The 23,971-nt window shown below is 35.0% G+C and carries 18 protein-coding genes and 1 pseudogene; 2 read left to right on the forward strand and 17 right to left on the reverse strand.

Going from position 1 to position 23,971, the window contains the following annotated elements:
• Positions 1-6 precede the first annotated feature (6 nt).
• The 15 genes and pseudogenes from NBE98_RS21685 to NBE98_RS21755 form a co-directional block, all read right to left on the reverse strand.
• The gene (locus tag NBE98_RS21685; protein ID WP_250817170.1) at positions 7-2,583 is read right to left on the reverse strand and encodes a glycoside hydrolase family 38 N-terminal domain-containing protein; all 2,577 of its coding nucleotides are present in this window, start codon (positions 2,581-2,583) and stop codon (positions 7-9) included.
• A gap of 148 nt (positions 2,584-2,731) precedes the next feature.
• On the reverse strand, positions 2,732-3,454 hold the full coding sequence (locus NBE98_RS21690) for a MurR/RpiR family transcriptional regulator (protein WP_250817172.1): 723 nt from the start codon (positions 3,452-3,454) through the stop codon (positions 2,732-2,734).
• Between the two features lie 55 nt (positions 3,455-3,509).
• Positions 3,510-3,977, reverse strand: coding sequence for a flavodoxin domain-containing protein (locus tag NBE98_RS21695; protein ID WP_250817174.1), 468 nt, complete (start codon positions 3,975-3,977; stop codon positions 3,510-3,512).
• Between the two features lie 120 nt (positions 3,978-4,097).
• Positions 4,098-4,949, reverse strand: coding sequence for an arginase family protein (locus NBE98_RS21700; protein ID WP_250817176.1), 852 nt, complete (start codon positions 4,947-4,949; stop codon positions 4,098-4,100).
• Between the two features lie 351 nt (positions 4,950-5,300).
• Positions 5,301-6,344, reverse strand: coding sequence for a LacI family DNA-binding transcriptional regulator (locus NBE98_RS21705; RefSeq protein ID WP_250817178.1), 1,044 nt, complete (start codon positions 6,342-6,344; stop codon positions 5,301-5,303).
• Between the two features lie 173 nt (positions 6,345-6,517).
• A complete protein-coding gene (gene nagA, locus NBE98_RS21710) occupies positions 6,518-7,693 on the reverse strand; it encodes an N-acetylglucosamine-6-phosphate deacetylase (protein WP_250817180.1) in 1,176 nt (391 codons plus the stop codon).
• Between the two features lie 18 nt (positions 7,694-7,711).
• Entirely contained in the window at positions 7,712-9,232 is a 1,521-nt protein-coding gene (locus tag NBE98_RS21715) for a sugar isomerase domain-containing protein (protein WP_250817182.1), read from the reverse strand.
• The gene (locus NBE98_RS21720) at positions 9,232-10,509 is read right to left on the reverse strand and encodes a hypothetical protein (protein ID WP_250817184.1); all 1,278 of its coding nucleotides are present in this window, start codon (positions 10,507-10,509) and stop codon (positions 9,232-9,234) included. The genes NBE98_RS21715 and NBE98_RS21720 overlap by 1 nt, the downstream gene beginning before the upstream one ends.
• A 28-nt stretch (positions 10,510-10,537) precedes the next feature.
• On the reverse strand, positions 10,538-11,791 hold the full coding sequence (locus NBE98_RS21725; protein ID WP_250817186.1) for an AGE family epimerase/isomerase: 1,254 nt from the start codon (positions 11,789-11,791) through the stop codon (positions 10,538-10,540).
• Positions 11,792-11,880: 89 nt separating this feature from the next.
• Positions 11,881-13,374, reverse strand: a complete 1,494-nt coding sequence (locus NBE98_RS21730) for a sodium:solute symporter family protein (protein WP_250817188.1) — start codon at positions 13,372-13,374, stop codon at positions 11,881-11,883.
• Positions 13,375-13,603: 229 nt separating this feature from the next.
• Positions 13,604-14,125, reverse strand: a pseudogene (locus tag NBE98_RS21735) (flavodoxin).
• A gap of 81 nt (positions 14,126-14,206) precedes the next feature.
• Positions 14,207-14,572: a DUF4180 domain-containing protein gene (locus NBE98_RS21740; protein ID WP_250817190.1), complete on the reverse strand. Its 366-nt coding sequence runs from the start codon at positions 14,570-14,572 to the stop codon at positions 14,207-14,209.
• Positions 14,573-14,839: 267 nt separating this feature from the next.
• A complete protein-coding gene (metK, locus tag NBE98_RS21745) occupies positions 14,840-16,015 on the reverse strand; it encodes a methionine adenosyltransferase (protein ID WP_250817192.1) in 1,176 nt (391 codons plus the stop codon).
• Between the two features lie 253 nt (positions 16,016-16,268).
• On the reverse strand, positions 16,269-17,087 hold the full coding sequence (locus NBE98_RS21750) for a ZIP family metal transporter (protein ID WP_250817194.1): 819 nt from the start codon (positions 17,085-17,087) through the stop codon (positions 16,269-16,271).
• Positions 17,088-17,101: 14 nt separating this feature from the next.
• Positions 17,102-17,737: a metal-dependent transcriptional regulator gene (locus NBE98_RS21755; protein ID WP_250817195.1), complete on the reverse strand. Its 636-nt coding sequence runs from the start codon at positions 17,735-17,737 to the stop codon at positions 17,102-17,104.
• A 506-nt stretch (positions 17,738-18,243) separates the two neighbouring features.
• Between NBE98_RS21755 and NBE98_RS21760 the strand changes: the two genes are divergently transcribed.
• A complete protein-coding gene (locus NBE98_RS21760) occupies positions 18,244-18,471 on the forward strand; it encodes a FeoA family protein (RefSeq protein ID WP_250817197.1) in 228 nt (75 codons plus the stop codon).
• Between the two features lie 60 nt (positions 18,472-18,531).
• Complete coding sequence (gene feoB / locus NBE98_RS21765) at positions 18,532-20,646, forward strand: ferrous iron transport protein B (protein WP_250817199.1); 2,115 nt, start codon at positions 18,532-18,534, stop codon at positions 20,644-20,646.
• A 52-nt stretch (positions 20,647-20,698) separates the two neighbouring features.
• Here the strand turns inward: feoB and mntR are convergent, their stop codons facing one another.
• A complete protein-coding gene (gene mntR / locus NBE98_RS21770; protein WP_250817201.1) occupies positions 20,699-21,172 on the reverse strand; it encodes a transcriptional regulator MntR in 474 nt (157 codons plus the stop codon).
• 178 nt (positions 21,173-21,350) lie between these two features.
• Positions 21,351-23,963, reverse strand: a complete 2,613-nt coding sequence (gene ppsA, locus NBE98_RS21775; RefSeq protein WP_250817203.1) for a phosphoenolpyruvate synthase — start codon at positions 23,961-23,963, stop codon at positions 21,351-21,353.
• Positions 23,964-23,971 lie beyond the last annotated feature (8 nt).

The raw sequence follows: 23,971 nt of genomic DNA on the forward strand, positions 1-23,971 counted from the left end.
ATATATTTAAATAATATTGACCCTTTTAAAAACTATATTTAATATTTCCTGCGGCTTTATTGTGTGTAATACAGTTTGTTCTACAGGCTGCTCCAACGGCGTTGCTATATAAGCACCTTTGGGCAGCTTAATATCTATAGCATGCTCCGTAGGATTAAATATTCTTATAAATAAGTCATTTGTTTCTTCTGTAAGCTTTAACGCGCTAACTACACAACCTTTTAAGTCTAGATTCAAGTTTGTTTTAATCTGAGCTGAAAGCTTCGGAGCATTGATATTGAAGCGGTTAAATTCCTTCAGCTGATAGCCCTTTAAAGGTGTTAAAAACTCCTTTGCCTCAAATGCCTTGTTAAGCAAAGGCTTATTAAAGTTAAAGGCAAAATTGAAAGTAAACTTTTGATTCTGAAGTTGATTATCCGGTGTTTCAATTTCGATTCCTGAAGGTCTTCCAGGACGATTTATGAGCTCCCTCTTTCCAAGGTGCGAAAAGCTTCTAAACATAGTGATATAAATATTTTTATCTACAACCTCATATTCCTTTAAGCCCTCAGCGTAGATAACAGCCGCTCTGCTTTCATCCTCTAAAGCAACATAGGACTGGAAGGTTTCAATAGAAACTGGCTTTTCTGCCCACTTTTCCTTCTCCCATACCGCAAGCTCCTCATGAAGATATACAGGCTTTTTAACTGTACTTAAATGCGAATCTACTTCAACCACTTGTGAAGCTATATCAGTGTTAAATACAAGTCGGTATCTTGAGTCCTTAACCTTGTTTGTATGGTTTATTTGAAGATAAACCTTTGGATCTCCCTGCTGCAGCGTGAGCTTTACCTCAAAGCTTACCTCAGCAGTCACCTTGCTCTCGGCTCTTTCATTTAAATCCTTTGGAACAATATAATTGATTTCATAGCTTAACTGCTCTAGTTGTTTGTATTTCATTGAAGTCATGTTCTTTATTACTGCCTGTTCATGATTTATCAATACATCCTTGTGAGGAGGAGAATAATCATAGCTGTCTCCGGCATCACCACTGTTTTCTATAGAAATTACATTTTCTACAAAAGCTCCAGTAATCTTATTCTTAAGCACTATCTGGTTGCTTTGAACCTTTAGCTCGTAAAACTCATTTTCTATAGACTCAACCTTGCTAGTTTTAAGCTCCTGCTGTCCTTCAATTTCTCTATAGTTTAAATAGCGAATGCTGAGTCCATCTATCTTATCTATTCTAACTTTTACCTTGCTCTTATAAACCTTTATATCTAAAAGCCTTGCAGCTACTTGCCTGTCTATAAGTCCAGCATCTACTGTTTCCTGCTCAAGAAGCACATGCTCTACTTTATTGTTATTTTCATCAAGTATTTCAAAGCTATTTGTACGTGTAATCATTTCAACTTCTGCAAATCCATTTTCTCTAACATAAGGCAGGAAGTTATAAATAGTAATTGTCTTTTCTTCCCTTTCCTTGTTTGCCATGGAAATCAGTCTCATATAAAGTTCGATTTGCGTATCAACAATCTCTTTAACATTTAGCAGTCTTTGCTTTATATCCTTATTTACACTGTCGGAATTGCAGCCTCCGATGCTATCATGTGCATGTGTACCAAACAGTATCTTGTAGCATTTAGCAAATATCTCGTGAGGATAGTCCAAGTTTATATTTGTCGCTAATGCTGCCAGAGGTTCCAGGATATTGTACAGCTTATATTCTAGTTCTGTGTTTAAAAGCTTGATATCCATTCTTGTTGAATTAATAGTTCTGTGAATTCTTGAGTGCTTGCTATGGGTAAGCTCTCCTGTAACTATTTCAAGCTCAGCTTTTCTTAATTCATCCACATATTTTTCAAAATCACTTACACTGATTTTATCTTCTGGATACATTTTCTTTAAATATTCTATTATTAATGGTATATCCTTTTGAATTGGCATCTGATCATGACCATTCATGATTAATCTAGCTTCTGTTGCAGAGTAATTATCCAGTACCTTCATCAGCTTTTCCATGCGTACCTTTAAATCTTCAAAACTACTTTCAAGGTATTTTGCACCTTGATAACCTGTAGCTAAGTTTATGCCATATATGCGGCTGCCATCAACACCCTCCCAGATAAAATCTGATTTATCAGCCTTTAATTCACTGAAGCCTCTCCAGAAAAATGTGCCATCTATTCCAAACTGCTTATAAATCTGAGGCATTTGACTGGAGTGTCCAAAGGTATCAGGCGCATATCCAACCTTCATGGGTTCCCCGTATTTCATTGCTGTTGTCATTCCATAGTATAAGTTACGAATTATTGACTCACCATGAACTATTAAAAGGTCGGTCTGAGTATACCAAGGTCCTATCCTAAGCTGCTTATTCTCTATCACTCTCTTAAGTCTCAGCTCCCATTTTGGTGCAAACTCTAAAAAGTCATCAAGCATAACGCTTTGCCCATCTAAAATATATATGATATCTTTATTTTCTTCCAAATACTCAATTACTTCCTGCAAATGGTTTCGTAGTAATACCTGAGTTTCATCCTTTGTAAAGTACCACTCACGATCCCAATGCGTATGCATAATTATTTTAATGTCTCTCTGCATTGTAATTCTCCTTGTAATCTGAAATCGTTTCTAAGCCTATTATAATAGATTGCTCTTTTGATTTGTGTCCAACCTTTTGGATAATTATCCAAAGCAAATAAAAGCACAGTAGTTTGTCTACTGTGCTTTGTCTAATCTTATTATTCACTTATAAAGCTTCAGCTATTCTGTCAATGAGCTCATTTACCATTATAATCATATGAAGCTGCTGCTCCCTGGAGATATCATCAAGCTTATCTATATTAACCTCATGAAAAAAGCTATCGTCAGCCATTTGAGCAAGGGTGCTGTCTTTCTTCGTAATAGCTAATACATGTGTACCACACTCTTTAGCATTTTTAACAACCTGAAGTATCCTTTGGGTTTCCCCTGAACTTGAAAAAACCACAAGCATGTAATCTCTAAAATGTGCAAGCATGCTTTCTTCACTGATAAGTATCGCAGGAATACCTAGGTAAAGCAGCTGTCTATGAAAATATTGAGCTGAAATACTTGAGGCTCCTAGGCCATAGATCATAACCCTTACAGTTCTGTCAGAAAAATGCCTTGTAATGTTTTTTGCACTGACAAAATCTATTTTCTCAAGGAAGAACTCAGTCTTATTCATATACATCTGGCTTGGAGTATCCATAAAGACTAAATCTTCCTTTATGGCATATTTTAGTTCACTGAAGCCGTTAAAGCCTAGTATTTTACAGGCTCTATTAATGGTTGCCTGTGAAGTATAGCTTTGTTCACTAAGCTCCACCACTGTCATATCAGGTATTTTATTAAAATGCTTCTGTAAATAATCAAGTACCGCCTCTTCGCTTTTTGTAATTTTATCTGCAAATCTTCTTTCTCTTAATTTGTGAATGACTTTGTATTTCATATTTCTTTAGCCCCCTTAATAGCAAGTGCATGGAGATATTATATTGCAGTTTAATTTAAAGTGAATCTACTACATCCGAAATAAACCTTTCTGCTTTTTTAATATCTTTATCATTGGGGTGCCCCTGTGATAATTTGCTCATAATATCAAAAATTTTTTTACTGGTAAAATCTCTTGCTATAAAACTCCCCTTGCATGCAAAACTTCCTTTATTTATTGCTCCCTTTGATTCCAATTGTTTAATGAGACTATTGTTATAGAACTTAATTCCAACTCCACTAGTTGAAAACACAAAAACATTTTTGCCTTTTAAATTTAGCTTATCAACCAATCTGATTATCTTTGGTGACAAGCTTTCTCGATACACGCCTGAACCAAATCCAATTAGATTGTAATTTTCTATGTTAACCTCATTAACATTCCTTATATTTATTAAATCGCAATCAACTTTCTCAGCAAATATCCTCGCAATTTTTTCTGTATTCTTATTATAGTCTGAGCAATAAACAATTAAGGCTTTCATAAATCAGTTCCCCTTACTTAATTCCTTTAACCATATTGTACCATAAATATATCTAATAATTGGATTATTCTATAATTAAATATCATTAACTTGTAATTCTTACATTTATAACTGTCTTAGCTATCTTTTTATTAAGATTTCACTTAATAGCCTCGCGAGTTCAATTGCCTGCGTTCCATCAAAATCCTTTATTCCTGAAAACTCAGCTACTTCCATTCCTATAACACGTTTATCAAGCAAGATATCAGATAGTAAAGTTTTAGCTTCTTCTAAAGATAATCCTTCATTACTTGGTGAATAGACTGCATGTAAATCAGTCTTACATATTACATCTAAGTCTAAGTGAATAAATATCCTGGCAATTTCAGGCAGTGAGGAAAGTACACTTGCAGCTGTCTGTTCAAGACCACGTTTACGAAGATTTTCAAGGCTATAAAGAGTACTTCCATACGTTTCTGCATAGTTATGCTGAATTCCTAACACATGAACATGCGAGCCATCAAAATCTTCAGGTTTACTAAAGAACATATTGTTATTGCATAAAAACCATAATCCCATAGCAGCAGCACCAATACATTTTTCCGGTGAAGGCTTTACTGCATCTAAGTGCGCGTCAATACATATTAAATAGGTATTATTTTTATATTTATTATACAATCCTTTTGTTGCACCTGTTATTATACTGCAATCCCCGCCTATTATGAGAGTAAACTCATCATCTTTAAACCAGTTCTCAGATTGTTTTATCATTTCATCCCAAATAATCCTAGGTGCTGGCCAATTTCTTATAGGTGGGACATTATTGCGCGGCATAAAGCTTGAAACCGGTATATCCCCCAAATCTTCCACTTCTGTTTTCTGTCTATTTAACATTTGCACTAACCCCGCTTCACGTAAAGCATCAGGAGTCATATCTGTTCCAGAATATAATCCTCCAGCATAACTAGGAATTCCAACTAATTTTATTTTCATATATACCCCCTAAATTCACATAGTTAGTGTAAATTGCTTACACAATTCTTCTTAAATTTTTCTATATATAATGCAAAAGTCCTAATACACTAGCAATGTCCCAAAAATCCTTGAAAACTGGATATTTTGTGACATTGCTAGTGTAAGAACTTTACTGCATTATATATATCAAAGCTTACTAAGTTTTTTATAAAAAAACAATGCCAAGCTTGTTATTTATACATAACAAAGAAAAAATCCCGCAAACTAATCAGTCTGAGGGAATATAAAACACACTTCAATTTTTACTTTAAAAACTTCAATGCTTTTGATATCTACCTATTTCAGTTCTAACAATCTTCTTGCTATACCCTATTTTGCTATTCCAGTAGACTCTCTAATAATTAACGAAGGATTAAGTATTACATTATCAGATGTTTCTGTCTTGTTTTCTATCTTGTTTATCAGAGTGCTGCATGCTAATGATCCTATCTGATAGGCGTTCTGTTCTATGGTTGTTAACCCTGGATATGCCACTTCAGAGATAGGAATATTATCAAAACCCATTACTGAAATATCATTTGGAACATTAATTCCCCTAACGTGAAGTTGATGAAGTACACCTATGGCCGTCATATCATTTATGCAGAATAGGGCAGTTGGTACTGGCTTTATATCTAGTACTCGATTCACAAAATACTCTGCGTTTTTATATTCATAAACCTCGAAGGTTTTTTCTACTTCCTTGCTTCCTTCAATAATATTTTTAGGTTCCAATTCAACACCTTGCTCTGCTAAGGCTTTTTTGAATCCCTTAATAATTTCTCTTCTACTGTGCCTGTCCTTTATAGGTGATGATAAAAATGCTATATTCTTGTGTCCTAGAGAGACTAGGTGTTTTCCTGCTAGATACCCTCCTTGAAAAAAGTCAAAGGTTACCTTATCACAAGGAAATTCAATAGTTTGATCCATTGATACTATGCAAGTCCCCATATTTTTATATTGCTGCAGGTACTTATGTTTCTCGCCTATTGATGCCAGAATTATGCCAGCAACCTGTTTCTGCATGAGAGATTCAATAAACTTTCTTTCTTTTTCCGGCTGCCTGTTAACATTACATAGAAACAAATCATAATTGCTCTTTGCTGCAGTTTCTTCCACCCCTTTAACAAGCATAGTATAATAAGGATTGGTGATAGTTGGTATAATGACTCCTATATCTGAACTTTTATTAGACTTCAAATTCCTTCCAAGTAAATTTAGAGTATACCCTAGTTCCTTTGCTGCATTTAACACCTTTTCTTTTAATTCATCGCTAACTCGATAGTCTTTATTGCTCAATACTCTTGAAACAGTTGCAACTGAAGTATTTGCAAGTTTAGCAACATCATAAATTGTGTTTCGTTTCACTTCCACACTTGACTCCCCATTCTCTATTTTATCTATAAGTACAGTATAGTATATTTATCCTATTTTGCAACCTGATTGTATTATAATATAATTAATGGGATTTTTATACTGCTTGTTTGGCTATAAAAAATAAACTTAAAAATCCCTAGTCTAAGACTAAGGATTTTCAAAAACTAAATTTATATTTTTCGTTCACCCATTACCCATACATTTTTGATGCTTATAAAGTTGTCAAAGATGATTATATCAGCATCCTTTCCCCTTACAAGACTACCTTTTCTGCTGCTGATTTCCATTACTTTTGCTGGATTTAGAGTTAGCATTTTTACGCATTCAACCAGAGGCACTTCAGCGATGTCTCTCATAGTTCTAATCAATCTATCAGCAGTAGCAACACTTCCTGCAAAGGCAGTCCTATCTTTAAGCTTAGCTACACCATCTTCTACAATAACCTTTTGGCCTGTTTCAGTATTCCCTAGAACATACTCGCCTTCAGGCATTCCCGCAGCTCTCATTGAGTCTGTAACCAGGCATATCTTATCAGATCCTTTTATTTTATATATCAGTTGAAGAAGGCTTTTAGGCAGATGCATACCGTCTGCAATAACCTCTACCATCATTTCATCAATAAGGTAGCCAGCTTCAACTGCTCCTGCAAACCTTACACCTTTTATTCTCTTAACTGTAGACATTGCTGAATAAAAATGTGTCATCAGGGAATATCCATGCTCATAAGCCTTTACTATATCTTCATAAATTGCATTAGTATGCCCTATACAAGGAATTATACCTCTTTTTCTAAGCTCAAGCCCCATCTCAAGTGCGCCGCTCTTTTCAGGAGCTATTGTCCATCGTACTATATCCCTGCTGGAGTCCAAAACTTCTAAGTATTCTTTTCTTTCAGGATTCTTAATATATTTTAAATCCTGAGCACCCCTTTGTTCCTCTGCAAAATAAGGTCCTTCAAGATGAAGCCCAATTAATTCAGGACCCATATTTTTATTCTTTGCCTCAGTAAAAATCTCAAGAGTTCTGTACAAATCCTTTATAGTGCTTGTAATAGTAGTTGGAACTATGGATGTTGTACCATGCTTCATGTGAGTTTCTGAAGCCTTTAAAAAGGCTTCTACTGTAGCGTCCATAAAATCATAACCACCAGCACCATGTGTGTGAATATCTATAAATCCAGGACTGACATAGTTTCCTCCTGCGTCATATACTGTATCGTTTTCACTAATGTTATATCCTTTTTTCTCCCCAACATATGTTATTTTGCCACCCTCGAACGCAACTATCCCATTATCAATAATCTTCATTGGAGTTATAACATTACCATTAACTATTATCTGCGCCATTTACTTCCCCCCTTGTCACTACAGCTTCTTTATCTTGCCTTTAAACTGGCTTATGAACTGATTGTTCCATTCATCACCGCCAGTTGCGTTGCCGCTCATCCAAATCGGCGGTTTTATGCCTTCCTTTACTAAAAGGTTTATGGTTTCTGCCACCATAGAATTTAAAATAAATGCATTTGCAAAGGTTGACATGGCAGCTACCTTCTGCTCCAGACCTTCTATATTTATTACTGCGTCACCAACTTTTATTTTACAATCTAAAACTACATCCACAAGTTCACTTAGATTCTTCTTTGAAGGATGTCTCGCAACATGAGTTTTAGGTGTTAATTCAGCATGCTTTACCGAGGTTACACCTATGGTCTTTATTCCTCTTTTCTTCGCCTCAAGAGCTGCATCTATAGTAGCGGAATTTATTCCATAAGCGTTTATTATAATAAGTAGATCTCCTTCTTTAAGACCATAATCATCCAGAACTATTTTTGCATAACCCGGTGTTCTTTCAACAGCCATAGATCTTAAGGCTCCTCCGCTTAATAATGTTCCTTCATCAAGAATAGCACTAACATGCATTAGACCGCCAGCTCTAAAAAATATTTCCTGAGAACCTAAATTTGAGTGTCCCCCCGGACCATAAGCATATATTAACTTATTAAGTTTAATCTGCTCTGCTACCATTTTGGCAGCAACCATAATTTTATCATGTTCTTCAGCCTCTATCATCTCTAAATGTCTTACTACCTTACCGAGGTATTCTCCTGTAACTGACATTCCATAAGACTCCTTATCAAGATAAAGCCTTGCATTCTCGTGTTTTCTTAATATAGTCGCAGGACAGCTTTCATCTACAGGATTATTCAAAACAGCCTTAACAGCATCAGTTTTAGAGGATCCAGGAACCATGCAAAACAAATATTTACCTCTCATCAGCATAGGAATTGTAAGTGTAATAGCGTGTGTCGGTACCTTGGCTAAGCTTTCAAAACACCCATCGTTAACCTGTTGCTGCCTGCATTTTTCATCAAGTTCTACTATCTTGACTAGCTTATCATCCTTAAAATCAGCTACAGGCGGATCATTAAAGGCTATATGGCCATTTTCGCCTATACCTAAACATACAATATCTATGTCCTCTTTCAAAAGTTCAGTATACCTTTTTACTTCCAATTCAACATTCTCTGTGCTTCCATTAATATAGCTGACTGATTTCACCTTAACCTTGCTGGTGACGTTATCCTTTATAAATTTGCTGAACAGATTAGGAGAATCTTCTTGTAAGCCTATATATTCATCCATGTGAAGCACTTCAATCTTCTCCCAATTAATACCTTCAATGTTTAGCAGTTCCTCTAAAAATTCTACCTGTGATGGTGCTGCTGCAAATATAATTCTTATTTTTTTCTTGTAATTTAAAAGATCTTTTATGCAATCGGCTACATCCATTGCAGCTGCTAGCCCAAGACTTTTCCTATCTTCATAAACACTTACCTTAAGATTGTGCTTCCTAAACATCTTTAATTCTGTAATATCTTTAAGCATTACTTATCCCCCATTTCATTTAAAAGCTCTTTTATTTTTTTCTTAAATATACTTTCAAGCTCTTTATCGTATTTGCCCGGCAAGGCAAAATAATAGGCTGATTCATCCGGTTCATAACCGCCTTCATTTATCTGCTGCTCAGTAGGAAGATACCCTATCATTCCATTTGTATATCCCACTGATAATACTTTTGAGCTGCTTACGCTTTGTGCATACATAGCATATTCATTAACAACTTCTCCATTAATAAATATAAAGCTAAGCTCCTTTCCTAATCTAACACAACTAATTATAAGATCTTTGTAAGGACAAAGTCTTGATTTATCTTCAAGCAAAAACCTGCTCCATTCTCCAGTTATATCTTCATTTCCAATCATCGAAATTAGCAAAACTTCATCTGGAACCTTATTTAAAGGCACCTTTATAGTTTCTTCCTTCAGTATTAGGTTGTTCAATTTCAGTTCAATCTTGTCCTTTTTTATAGTCTCTAAAAAAATACCATATAGATATTCTGCAGCTTCATTAACTTCTTTTGCTGTACCTCTAAGAAACTTCCCCTGCTTTTGAATATTAGGCCTGATGTTTCCAGTAAAGCCTTGTAAAAATAAGGCTGCAATCTGGTTGCCTAAGTAATTCTCTATCTTCGACATGGCGATGCCAGTATATTCTGCTGAGATTTTATTTTCTGCTGAAATATTCGGATGGCAGGTTCCGTGGCAGATGACTGCCTTCATATTATTTGTACCTTTAGTATAAAAATATATAAAAGTAAGTATATCATCTTTTATGCCCTTATCATTAGGTGCCATTTCTACTCTGTCATCCACTTTTTTACGTCTATTAATACCAAGATTCCACGTAGTTTTGCAAATATATGCCTCAACCTCTTCTTTATTGGATTTTGCCAATGCTATTCCCTCAATTACTTTATTAGCCAAAAAACTCATATAGGCTTCATCAGCTAATCCTAAGGAAGGTGTAAATTCCGTACCTGTCTGAGGTCCCGAATGACTATGAGTAGCATGCAGTAAAACCTGTTCCGGCTTGAGTCCATACTTTTCTCTACAAACTCCTCTTATTTTTTCTACAATATCTTTCCCAAACCATATTAAATCTGCGCTTACAAGCACTAATTCAAAATTCTTATCATGAAAATATATTGTTCTTGCATGAATATCCTCTGATACTTCCTCATAAGCATTTTTTCTAAAGGCAAACCCGGCTAAAGGCACTGGTTTTTCAGGTGTTATAACAAGCTTTGATATTCCTATCTTCATAACCGTCCCTCTTTCCCTATTGTGTAAACTATTTTGATAGTAATTTAATTATTAGAAGCAGATTTCTTAAAATATGATAAGGATCCTTCACTGGAAGCGCTACTACCTTTTCTTCAGGCTCACCATTCCTTCTTCTTATCTGAATCCACTCACCAACTTCCTTATCAGCATTAGGGAAAGTGTTGAATACATATTCATGAAACTTATTATATAAACCAATGTACTTATCATCCCTTAGCAAATGATTTAAAAGCAAAGTAGAATATAATACTTCAGAATGAGGCCACCATAATTTATAATCCCAGGTTTCAGCTATTAACTTTGTGTAAGGATCGCTACCTGCAACACCCTTAGGTTTTCCTCCTTCATAATCAACAAATCTCAAAAGTCCTCCGAACTCGTTATCCCAGCCTAGCTCGCAGGATTTTTCAACAATTGCTGCTGCCTTATTTATATAGTTCCTGAGATTGTATTTTTCTGCAGTATGCATAACAAACCACATGGATTCAATTGAATGTCCAGGATTCAGATGCCTGCTCAGCATGCTATTATCTCTCTTCATATCCGTGGCAAGCATCTCGCCTATTCTGTTTTCACTATCGCAAAATTCATCCATAATTGACTTCATATATTCAATACTTTTATCTCTCAACTCCATGCTTCTCACATGATTAAACTTAGCAAGCACAGCCTCCAGTTCTTGAGTTACATTAAGCATAATCATTGGAATAGAATGTGCTTTATAACCAGCAGGTATTGGGTATGGTTCACTTCTGAAATTTCCACTTGAAAGTCTCTTTTGAACAGAATCGTAAATACTTAATATCCAATCTATCAGGCTATCATCTAAAAAAACTTCTGCATATCTCGAAAATCCAAGAATTACAAAGCAATCAGCATAAAAGCTGTTGTCATAGCCACTTCCTTCAGATATTTCTTTTTTTGTTCCATCTTTTTCAAGAAGAAAAGCACAACTACCATCAAGCAAAAGTACATTAGTTTTAAGGAAATCCTTAAGCTTAATGCATTCTTCTTTGAAACTTTCACTATCTCCCCTTAACTGCCCATTCACGATCATTTCATAGACAGTGCTCCATATCCATAAAAATCTTCCTTGAGACCAAACATATTTATCAGTACTTATAAGCTCGCTTCCATCATTTTTAAAACAAGTGAATACACCGCCATGCTCCTTATCTAAAGCTCTTTTCCAAAAGGGCAGCATATTTTTCTCAACATGTTCTTTGTAAAAGTCCAATAACTCGGTTCTTTGATTTTCCATAGAAACCTCCTGCTATTATATTAAATTTAAAGTATAAATCTCAGATACAATAATGCTTAATTACTACCTGAGATTTATACTAAATAATATTAAGCTTTTATATCAATATTGGTTTTCTCATCGTTGAGATATATTAATAGTTCTTCTATCTCTGGTTTTACAGCCTTATTGCTGTTTAATAATCCCATTATTATAAATACTGCTAGTGATATTAAAACTGGTGTAGCAACTTTTGTTGCCTGGCTTGTAGTTAAAACAAAGTTAACTAGCGCAAAGCCTCCAAAGCCCGCAAATATCGAAACCAATGCTGCCTTTGAATCACAATGCTTGAAGGCTGGAAGCAAACCTAAAAGCATAGGAATTGCTGTTGGCCCAACCAGTCCGCCAAACCAAGTTATAATAAGCCCTAGAACCCCTCCGAAAAGATCAGAATTTAAGGATAGAATCAAGGTTGCACCTGTAAATATCAAAGTTGCCCATCTTGCATATTTTAAAGATTGCTTTTCAGAAGCATTTTTAATTTTAGGATTGATAACTGGAAGAATATCTCTTACAATTACTGAGGAAATTACATTTGCATCCGAGGTAGTCATAGACATTGTATTTGCAAACATTGAAGCTAAGACAAATCCTACCATTCCTGCAGGTAAAAACTGCTTGGTTAATAATGAATATAATCCCGATGGATCCTTTAGTCCTGGGAATAGTATTGGTCCTGCCCACATTGGAAAGAATAGAAATAACGGCCAGATAAGATATAATGCTGCGGAAAGAAGTGCTGACTTTTTAGCACTAGAGCCTGATGGAGCTGAAATATATCTTGTAGCCAAGTTCCATGTTCCTCCGTTATAACTTAAGAAAGTTATAAGCACATAAGCAAGTGCAAAACCCATTGTGTATGGTCCGTTAAAAGGCTGTGAGTTTTGAGGAGGAAGTTGCTTCCATATACCGGTTATACTGCTTATTCCACCTAAGTGCTTAAGCGCTCCAAAGAATACAAATAATCCACCTAGAATTTGAATTATAAACTGTGCAAAATCTGTAAGAAGATCTGCCCAAAGCCCACCTATTGTTATATATAACAATGAAACTCCACCAGAAACTAAAATACCTACACTTACTGGTATACCAGCAAATCCATTTAAGAGAACCCCCATAGCAGTCCATTTTGCTGCCACGTCAAAAAGCTTAAGTATAGTACCTGACCAAGCCATTACCTGCTGAGTTGGTATGTTATATCTTAATGACAGGTATTCTGTTGGTGATTGTATGTTTAATCTTTCTCTTAGTCTTGACCATTTAGGAGCAATAAGGAAAGCACCTACTATACATGCTATCGTTATTGGAATTGCCCACCAAACATACATAGTAAAACCAAAGTTATAACATATTACAGCATAACCAACAAAAACTGCTCCACTATATCCTGATACGTGGTGTGAAATTCCTGCCAGCCACCAAGGTACCTGTCCACCAGCAGTAAAGTAATCATCAGAGTTGTCTACTTTCTTGTATGAATAAATCCCAATAAGTACCATAAGTCCAAAAAATGCAACTACAGCCAAATAATCTAGAAAATGCATATATTCCCATCCCCTTTATATATTTATAGTAATCGATTACTTAAAAATTAAACTCTCCCCCTTTTTTTTTATTTTTAACATTACCCGCTATTGTAAACAGGTTTGAAATACCACTTAGTATGAAAGTAATGATTGTAATATTTAGTAATCGATTACTTATATACTAACACAATTACCATTACATGTAAATATATTCCGTTTAAATTTTAAAAATTTTCTGATAAAATAATCATCTAAGGCAGCTTACTAGACAAAAATATTCGTTTCTGTAAGGCGCTAATTTCTTATGATTGACTATAAAAATACTAATTATCTTAATCCAATTTCTAACGTTCTCTGATACAGCAATACCAGGTAGAATATTAGCTTTTTATCACTTTTTAGCTATATCATTTTGAATTTACCCAAATCCGCTGCCTCCATGAGTACAAAATGGAATTACTGTTTTGCCTGTAAAATCATGATGACTAAGAAAGCTCGTAACTGGTGGCGCTATTGTTTTAAACCAATTAGGCGGACCTATAAATATTGTCTCATAATCACCTATAGACTGATTCCCAGATATTAACGTAGGGCAAAATCCTCTGGCGATTTGATTTCTTACTTCTTTAGCAGCGGTGTTATAGTCAAAGGAATAATTCATATCAGGAATTAACTCTCTTAGTGTACCATCGGTCTGAACAGCTATTTCCAGAGCTAAATTTGCTGTATTTTGAAAAAGAGAATACTAAACTATCAGTATATTGTTCATATATACTATTTCCTTTCGTAAGACTTAGATATATTGGGTTTTTATACTTCCTTACCTGTTCTTAAAGTTTTGCTAAATTCATTAGTCAATACTCAACTTTTCAACTCCCTGATTTTCATCAGCTACAAAAAATATATGTTTACCATTATTGCTCTCATAAATAAAATCTCTTAAACTTTTGCTTGAATAAGCAGTGAAATCGCCTACAATTGCAACTTTCACGTTGTAATTAACAAACTTCTGCAAAATTTCTCCTGCTAGTCTAGTCTTTAAATCAAAGAATTCCTCAACTATTGCTGATTTGTTTATGATTATTCTGTAACTGCCTGCCTCATACCATATAGTGGCCATTAAATCCAAGGCAGACTGAACATCCGTAATCAGCACTTCCTGACTGTTAACAATTGCAATTTTAAACTTAGGTTTTTCTATAATAGTTAAATTCATAATTTTCTCCTTTATTATCAATGAGACATCTGTAAGCACACCCACAGCATAATCTTTAGTCTATCTTCTTTTTCATTATATTTCATATTTATTGTTAAAACCACTTTATTTATATTTTTAGTATACATTTGTGTACTTTGGGTAAACCATCTTGTTTAAACCTATGTTATATCAAGCCTTTGCTTCGTAGGCGTTTCTATAAATGTATCAAGAACTATAAAAAAGAAATATGGCAGCTAAACTACTTAGCTGCCATATTTCATATCTTTATAAATACTTCTTAATCTCATCAACCTTATTTAAGCTTTCCCAAGGTAAACTTATATCAGTTCTTCCAAAATGGCCGTATGCTGCAGTTTGCTTATATATTGGTCGTCTTAAATCTAGCTGCGCAATAATAGCAGCAGGTCTTAAATCAAAAACCTTACTAACAATTTCAACAATCTTATCATCAGATATCTTGCCTGTACCAAAAGTATCTACCTCAATAGAAACTGGTTTTGCTACCCCTATTGCATAGGCCAATTCAATTTCAAGTTTATCGGCAGCTCCAGCAGCTACAAGATTCTTTGCCACCCATCTTGCAGCATATGCAGCAGAACGGTCTACCTTTGTTGGATCTTTACCAGAGAAAGCACCGCCGCCATGTCTTCCATAACCGCCATAGGTATCTACAATAATCTTTCGTCCTGTTAAACCTGAATCTCCTTGAGGACCGCCAATAACAAATCTTCCGGTTGGATTAATTAAATATTTTGTGTTTTCATCTAGCAATGCTTTGGGAACTACAGCCTTTATAACATGCTCAATTAAATCTCTTTCAATTTCTTCTCTAGTAACCTCTGGTCCATGTTGAGTAGAAATAACTATTGTATCAATTCTTACTGGTTTATCATTTTCATATTCTACTGTTACCTGTGTTTTACCATCCGGTCTTAAATAAGAAAGTGTTCCATTTTTTCTAATTTCAGATAATCTTCTTGAAAGCCTATGAGCCATGGCAATTGGAAGCGGCATGTGTTCTTCTGTTTCATTTGTAGCAAAGCCAAACATCATACCTTGATCTCCAGCACCTATAGCTTCTATATTATCAATTTCACCTTTCTTAGCCTCTAGAGCTTCATCAACACCCATGGCAATATCAGAAGATTGCTCATCTATAGAAGTAATAACTGAACAAGTATTAGCATCAAAACCATACTTTGCTCTGACATAACCTATTTCCTCTACAGTTTTTCTAACTACTCTAGGAATATCAACATAGCAGTTAGTTGTTATTTCTCCCATTACAAGTACCATTCCAGTTGTAACAGCTGTTTCACAAGCAACCCTTGCATTTGGATCCTTTTCAAGTATAGTATCTAATATAGCGTCAGATATTTGGTCGCAAATTTTATCTGGGTGTCCTTCTGTAACTGATTCTGATGTAAATAATCGTCTCATTTTTTCCTCCTATATTTAAACAATATGTTTTACACTCTTAAATTTCTTTTATGTAAACTATATGTTTATTATAGAATTAAAATATTAATATTTAATTGTTAAAAATCTTAAGATTTCTTAAGATTATCTTCCTATAAAAAATGAAGACTCTTAAACCAGCTAACTCCTAGACAAAATTCCACCAGACTGATTAGTTTGGTGGAATTCCTAAATGATTTCTTTCTTAAATATGATTCAATCTCATTAATAAGCATTACCCTAAAGCAACGTCTAATATCATCATAACAGCAAACCCTAACATGCAGCCTATTGTAGCAACATCAGTTTTTATACCTTCACCTTGCTGTGCTTCTGGAATTAATTCTTCTACAACAACATAAATCATAGCTCCAGCTGCGAAGGCTAATGCATAGGGAAGCAGTGGCCGTATAGCAGTAACTGCAAATGCTCCAATAACACCAGCTATTGGTTCAACTATACCAGATGCCTGACCATATAAAAATGATTTTCTTCTAGAAAATCCTTCTCTTCTAAGTGGTATTGATACCGCTGCACCTTCAGGGAAGTTTTGCAATCCAATACCTATCGCTAATGCTATAGCACCTCCTAAAGATGCAGATGGCAATCCATATGCCACAGCACCAAAAGCAACACCTACCGCAAGTCCTTCTGGAATATTGTGAAGAGTAATTGCAAGCACTAAAAGTATACTTCTTTGCCAGCTTGTTTTTACACCTTCGGCCTGTGAGGTATCAAGTCCCATATGGAGATGCGGTAATACTTTATCTACAACAAATAAAAATAGACCGCCTCCTAAAAAACCAATGGCCGCAGTTACCCATGCAATCTGTCCTAAATCTTCTGCCATTTCAATTCCAGGTGCTAATAAAGACCAGAAGCTGGCTGCAATCATAACTCCTGCTGCAAATCCCAGCATGCCATTGAGCACCTTCTTATTTATTTTTTTAAAGAAAAACACTAATGCCGCACCAAGTGCTGTTACTCCCCATGTAAACAATGTTCCAATAAGTGCCTGCTGCACCGGGCTAAATTGTGATATCCATTTAATCATTTAAAACACCTCCATTAATCAACATAAATTTTGCTTGCAGCTTCTCTGCCAATGATTATATACTTTTCTTTTTTTCTCAATGTAATTGGCCCATTATAAAGAGCCAAATCTACAATTGTTATACTGTCTCCGATATTAAGTCCCAGATGAGTCACATATCTTAACAGCTCGCTATCATCAGTTACTCGCCTAATTATTGTACTTTCATTAACCTCTAAGGAATCAAGTGTCCTACAATTGTTAATTTCTATAGTGTCTGAAGGAATAGGGCTGCCATGAGGGCAAGTTTTGGGATAACCCAAATACTTTTCTAAACGCTCTTCAAATCTAGAGCTGGTTACATGTTCAAGCTTTTCAGCCTCATCATGTACTTCATCCCAGGTGTAACCCAAATGATTTACCAGGAAAACCTCCCATAACCTATGACGTCGTATAATTTTTACTGCTTCTTCTGTTCCATATTGAGTTAACTTAATTCCTTTATATGGAGTATATTCAATATATTCTTCCTCAAGAAGCTTTTTTATCATTTCACTTACTGAAGGAGCAGACACACCTAATGCTGTGCATATATCCTTATTGTTTACTTGACTGGTACTTCCTCCAAGTTCATATATTACCTTAAGATAATCTTCCTTATTTTGTGTCATCACTTTTCCTCCTGAATTCCTCATACCGCTTAAATAATTGTTAATTATTTATCCACGGCTACCTAAATTAATTTTTAGGTATGCCTAATATATTATTATAGTATCACAAAATATATTATTTGTGAATAGTAATTATTAATTATTATAAATTTACTAGATAAAGGCCATGGCTCTATAACTACCACCCCCAAATATCAATATAATTATAAAGGCCTCCGTCAAACTTAAACATGATGAAGGCTTTAAAAATAATACGTTCCAGTTCTAGTTTGCTAGAAATATAAACAATTTAAATATTTTTTCCACTTATTATATGAATTCTAGCACCAATTTAGAACTCAAATCATAGATTATATTAGAGTTAGCCTAGGGAAACAAATTCAGCCTACTGCAATATTCTTTCTTTAATATAAAATTCAAGTTATACATAATTTCAAATTAGTAAAATTTAAAACTTTATTAAGGCTTATCTGAAATAAAATATAAATTATTTAGGAGGTCATTATATGCTAGGATTAGATGCTGCATCAGTTGGAAGCTTTGTTACAGTTCAAGATTTATCATCTACTGGAATGCTTAGAGAAAGAATGCTTGCCCTGGGGTTAACCAAGGGTGCTAGGATAGAAGTAGTTAGAAAAGGTCCTTCAGGAGATCCGACAGTATATAATATTCGAGGTGCTATGATAGCATTCAGAAGAGAAGAAGCAGCTTTAATAAAAATTAATCATAATTAGAGGTAAATTGAAGCAGATTACCCCTGCTTCTAATAATTAATAATTTTCAGGAGGCATACAATGGGCTTAACGTATCAATCAACACAAAATGCTGCGTTAACAGATATCTTTACTATTGAAAAAAAAGAAGGACAATATGTAATTGCACTAGCGGGCAACCCAAATACAGGCAAAAGCACTGTTTTTAATTCTCTAACTGGACTTAAACAGCATACTGGAAACTGGCCTGGTAAAACTGTAGTAAATGCAAGGGGAGAATTTACTCACAAAGGCAAAGAAAACATTTTAGTGGATTTACCTGGTACTTACTCACTTTTTGCATCATCTGTGGAGGAAGAGGTAGCAAGAGACTTTATATGCTTTGGTAATTCAGATGCAGTAATAGTAGTTACTGATGCAACCTGCCTTGAAAGAAACCTTAACCTTGTTTATCAGGTTATGGAGCTTACAGACAAGGTTGTACTTTGTATAAACCTTATAGATGAAGCAAAAAAGAAAAATATAATTATAGATGGTCACGGCATTGAAAAGGCATTAGGTATACCAGTAATTTTATGTGCAGCAAGAAGCGGCATAGGCATTGATGAGCTTAAAGAAGCTGTATATAGTGTAGTTTCGGAAAAAATTGCTCCAAAGCCTAAAATAGTATACTATGAGAACTATATAGAAGATAGAATCAAAATACTGCAGCCTATTATTGAAAAACATATCACAGGAATAAATTCCAGATGGCTGGCTTTAAGAATTATTGATGGAGATAATAAGCTTATGGAAGCTATCTTTAAAAACCTAGATCAGGAGGCTATGAAGAAAATACAGGAAGTGTCAGGTACTGAATCCAATAACAATAAAAGAAGTATTAGAGATGTTATTTCAGAGCAGATATATAAGTCTGCAGAAGAAATAAGATATAAATATGTAAAGGAAGACAATGCTAAGCTTAATAGAGACAGGTTAATCGATAATTATATAACCTCAAAAACTTTTGGAATTCCTTTGATGCTTTTGACCTTAGCAGTAGTATTTTGGATAACTATTACAGGTGCAAATGTCCCTTCTCAAATAATAGCAGACTTTCTCTTTAAAATTGAAGATAAAATTACACTATGGTTTACAAGCATAAATGCTCCAGCCTGGCTCCACGGTATTTTAGTACTTGGACTTTATAGGACACTAGCCTGGGTTGTATCTGTTATGCTTCCTCCAATGGCAATATTCTTCCCTCTCTTTACAATACTTGAGGATTTAGGATATTTACCAAGGGTTGCTTTTAATCTTGACCACTTATTTAAAAAAGCTTGTGCTCATGGAAAACAGTGCCTCACTATGTGTATGGGATTTGGATGTAATGCAGCAGGAATAATAGCCTGCAGAATAATTGAATCTCCAAGAGAAAGGCTTATAGCAACTTTAACCAATAACTTTGTTCCTTGCAACGGAAGATTTCCAACCTTGATTGCAATTTCTACAGTTTTTCTTGTTGCAAAAGGCGGCGTGAACTCAGGTATTCTTCCTGTTCTTTCTGTAACAGGTTTAGTTGTTATTGGTATAGGTGTAACCCTATTAGTATCCTATATTTTATCTAAGACACTTTTAAAAGGAGTTCCTTCTACCTTTACTTTAGAGCTTCCACCCTATAGAGTGCCTCAAATAGGAAGAGTTTTATATACTTCTATAATTGACAGAACAATATTTGTTCTGTGGAGAGCCGTAATTATTGCTGCCCCAGCCGGTGCTATAACTTGGATACTTGGAAATATATATATTGGCGATTTAAGTATCATAGGTCATGCCGCAGCTTTCCTTGATCCTCTTGCAAAGCTTATTGGACTAGACGGTTTTATATTAATGGCTTTTATTTTAGGACTTCCTGCCAATGAAATTGTGCTTCCCATACTTTTAATGTCTTATTTATCAACAGGCGCAATGATTGAATTTGAAAGTATAGATTCTTTAAGAAAAATATTACTTGACCATGGTTGGACCTATCTGACAGCATTAAATACTATGTTATTTAGTCTGCTTCACTGGCCTTGTGCCACCACACTTTTAACCATAAAAAAAGAAACAGGAAGCTTCAAGTGGACAGCGTTATCGACACTTGTTCCAACAGGAATAGCTTTTGCTGTATGCTTCTTAACAACGTTAATTTTCAGAATCCTAGGTTTAGGGTAAAAATATTTACACTAAAAAGTACGGGACTAAGTTTTAAAGCGTCCCGTACATTTTAGTCTTTATTTTTCTCTTTTCTATAAGCATTAAACCTTTCAAGCAAGTCAGGATAATCTTGAAAAAAATCTACCAGATCTTTAATTCCTTTTAATACTTCTTCATTTATTGTGTGTTCAATTTTTTCAGTTTCTAATAATAAACCTTCTGTAACATTTAAAAACTTTAGAAACTTTTCTATTAAATTATGACGTTTAAGTAGTGATTTACCGATTTCAACTCCGCTTGCCTCAAGCATTATCACACCATATTTTTCGTACTTTACAAGCTTCATTTCGGACAATTTGTGTATCATTTTACTCACAGAAGAAGGTTGAACATTAAGTGCTGAAGCAAGGTCATTCACTCTTGTAAATCCATTACTACTTGAAAGTCTATATATCATCTCCATATAATCTTCAGCTGAAGGAGTTAATAAATCTTGGTCTTTTCTTATATATTCACTAAAAGTAAAAAATTCATATTGAGACACTATATCCCTACTCTACGAAGTATTGTTACTTAATTATATGATTCTTTAGCATTAAATATTTGTTTATTTATTCTAAAAGACTATTATCACTATTGCCATTAATAAACATATCCAAATCCACCGCCTACTAGCTTTCATTTATTTTTCAATTCCTAAGGAGTAGACAACAGCTTCCCTGTTATAGTATTTCTACATATCCTTCTGTTCCATTCACCCGAATGCGCTGACCATCTTTTATCAGTTTGGTAGCATTTTCTACGCCCACAACTGCTGGCAAGCCATATTCACGTGCTATAACTGCTCCATGAGTCATCAGCCCGCCAACTTCGGTAACCAAGCCTTTTATAGCTACAAAAACTGGTGTCCAGCTAGGGTCAGTAAAAGATGTTACTAATATATCTCCATCTTCTAAATTAGCATCTTCCATGTTTAAGATTACACGTGCTCTTCCCTCTATGATTCCAGAAGAAACAGACAGACCTGCAATAGCACCCTCTGGTAGACCCTCTCGTTTGTATTTACCTGTTATGATTTCACCGTCAGAGGTGATAACACGCGGAGGAGTTAGTTTTTCGAATAATTTGTACTCATCTTTTCGCTTATTGATGATTGCATAATCTAGTTTATGTGTGCACACTATTTCGCGAAATTCTTCAAAGGTGAGGTAATATATATCTTCATTTTCATAAATAACGTTTGCTTTTACTAGTCGTTCGGCTTCTTTAAGTAATGCCTGTTTATAAACAAAATAGCGGCTAACCATGCCGTATTTTGGGTATTCTCTATATCCGATGAAATTCCGGATCAGATCGATCATCCGTTTAGTTTCTTTGGCTTTTTCTTCACCATCCGATAATTGCTTCAATCGCTCTAATAGCTCCTCTTCCTTTTTCAAAGCTTCCTGTCGCCCTTGCTCAAATTTTTGATTGCCAGCATTAGGCTTAAAATTTTTGATATTACTTAGAATCATGGGTACAAGCGTAGTTGGTTTTTCGCTGAAGCGGGGTCTAGTAATATCAATTTCTCCGGTGCATCTCATTCCGTATTTATCAAGATAAGATAAAATTGCTTCTCGAGCTTCCTGCCCGCCATTACATTTAGCCAATTCCTCCAAAAAGTTATTATCTTCTGCATGCTGTAAATACTCAATTACTTCTGGATAAGGACGAATAGCATCTGACACATCCATTAATGCCAGCCCCATTTCCGAGGTAATATTGTTTGGTACAGATTGAGAAAGCGTATCTGCAGCGTTTTTTTCATCCAACCATTCGTTCATATTTTTATTGATCCAATATGAAGCATTCATCGCAGCCGTAAATACAGCTGTACTTTGCGGATCAAATAAAATCCTTTTTAATTCCTCTATATCTTCTAGTATAAAATCTATTAGGTCTATTCCTGATTTTCCTTGAATGTTTTGTTTTAGCTCTTCTATGGATGTTTGACTCTTCTTAATCAAATCAGACACGATTGATGGATTGTTTTCGAACTGTAACCCTGAATTTGCAGAAGATTTAATTTCATTATTCTTATGGTCACTTTGTTGTTCTTTATCATCTGGTAAACATTTTATAAAATCTCGTTCTATTATAGTCATAAGTGCGTCTTTTATGAGAGGGTCGTGTTGCCCCATGTTATTTAATAGCATTTTTCTACTATCGGGTGAAGCCAGCATTTGAGCCACATCAACAAACAACCTTCCGCCAGCTTTAAACCTGTGGCCAAAAGATATTAGCTCCATTAAAGCTATTCCCAATGGTTTTAATGGGTCTGTCATCATTTGTTGATGGCCCACAGATATATAAACGTGTTTTTCCTCATCCTTTGCTTCAGGTATGGGGTATAAGGTAGTGATTGGACGGCTCTGGACTATATAAAATATATCATTATCTAAACACCATTCGATATCCTGCGGACAGCTGAAATGCTCTTCGATTTTTCTGCCCATGCTCTCAAGCTGCAAAATTTGATCATCTGTAAGAGCTTGTTTATTCTGCTCTTCTAGCTCAATGTTCTGTTCTCTTGTACCACCATCTTTTGAGGCATAAATAGCTAGCTTCTTAGTGGATATCTTCTTATTAACAATCTTACCGCTCTTTACTATATAATTATCAGTATTAACAAGGCCCGAAACCAAAGCTTCACCAAGTCCAAAGCTGGCATCAATAGATAATACTTTCCTATTAGAAGTGACTGGATCTGCAGTAAATAAAATTCCTGACACTTCAGGAAAAACCATCTTTTGAACAACCACAGACAGGTATATTTTACGATGATCAAAGCCATTTTGAATGCGGTAAGTTACTGCCCTCTCGGTAAACAGCGATGCCCAACACTTACTGATATGCTTTAGAATTGACTCTGTTCCTATAATGTTCAAATACGTATCCTGTTGACCTGCAAAGGAGGCTGTCGGTAAATCCTCTGCAGTTGCGCTTGACCGTACTGCATAAGCAGCTTTTTCACCAAACCTTGTGATATAAGCCGTGATATTTTCTGCTATATCCTTAGAAATAGATATTTCTTCTACGACATTACGAATTTTCTCGCTAAATTCAATAACCTTTTCCCTATCCTCTAGTCTAAGTTGTGATAATCTTTCCAATAAATCATTAAGCTCCTGATTATTTTCAGTTATCTTTTTATATGCTTCTGTGGTAACACAAAACCCCTCTGGTACTATGATGCTATTAACCTTGGATAGTTCCCCTAGATTAGCACCTTTCCCACCAACCATTGAAAGCATTGTTTTGTCAATCTCTTGAAAGCTAAGTACGTATGGATTCATACCTATTC

This window comes from Clostridium swellfunianum (genome assembly GCF_023656515.1).
GTDB lineage: Bacteria > Bacillota > Clostridia > Clostridiales > Clostridiaceae > Clostridium_AT > Clostridium_AT swellfunianum.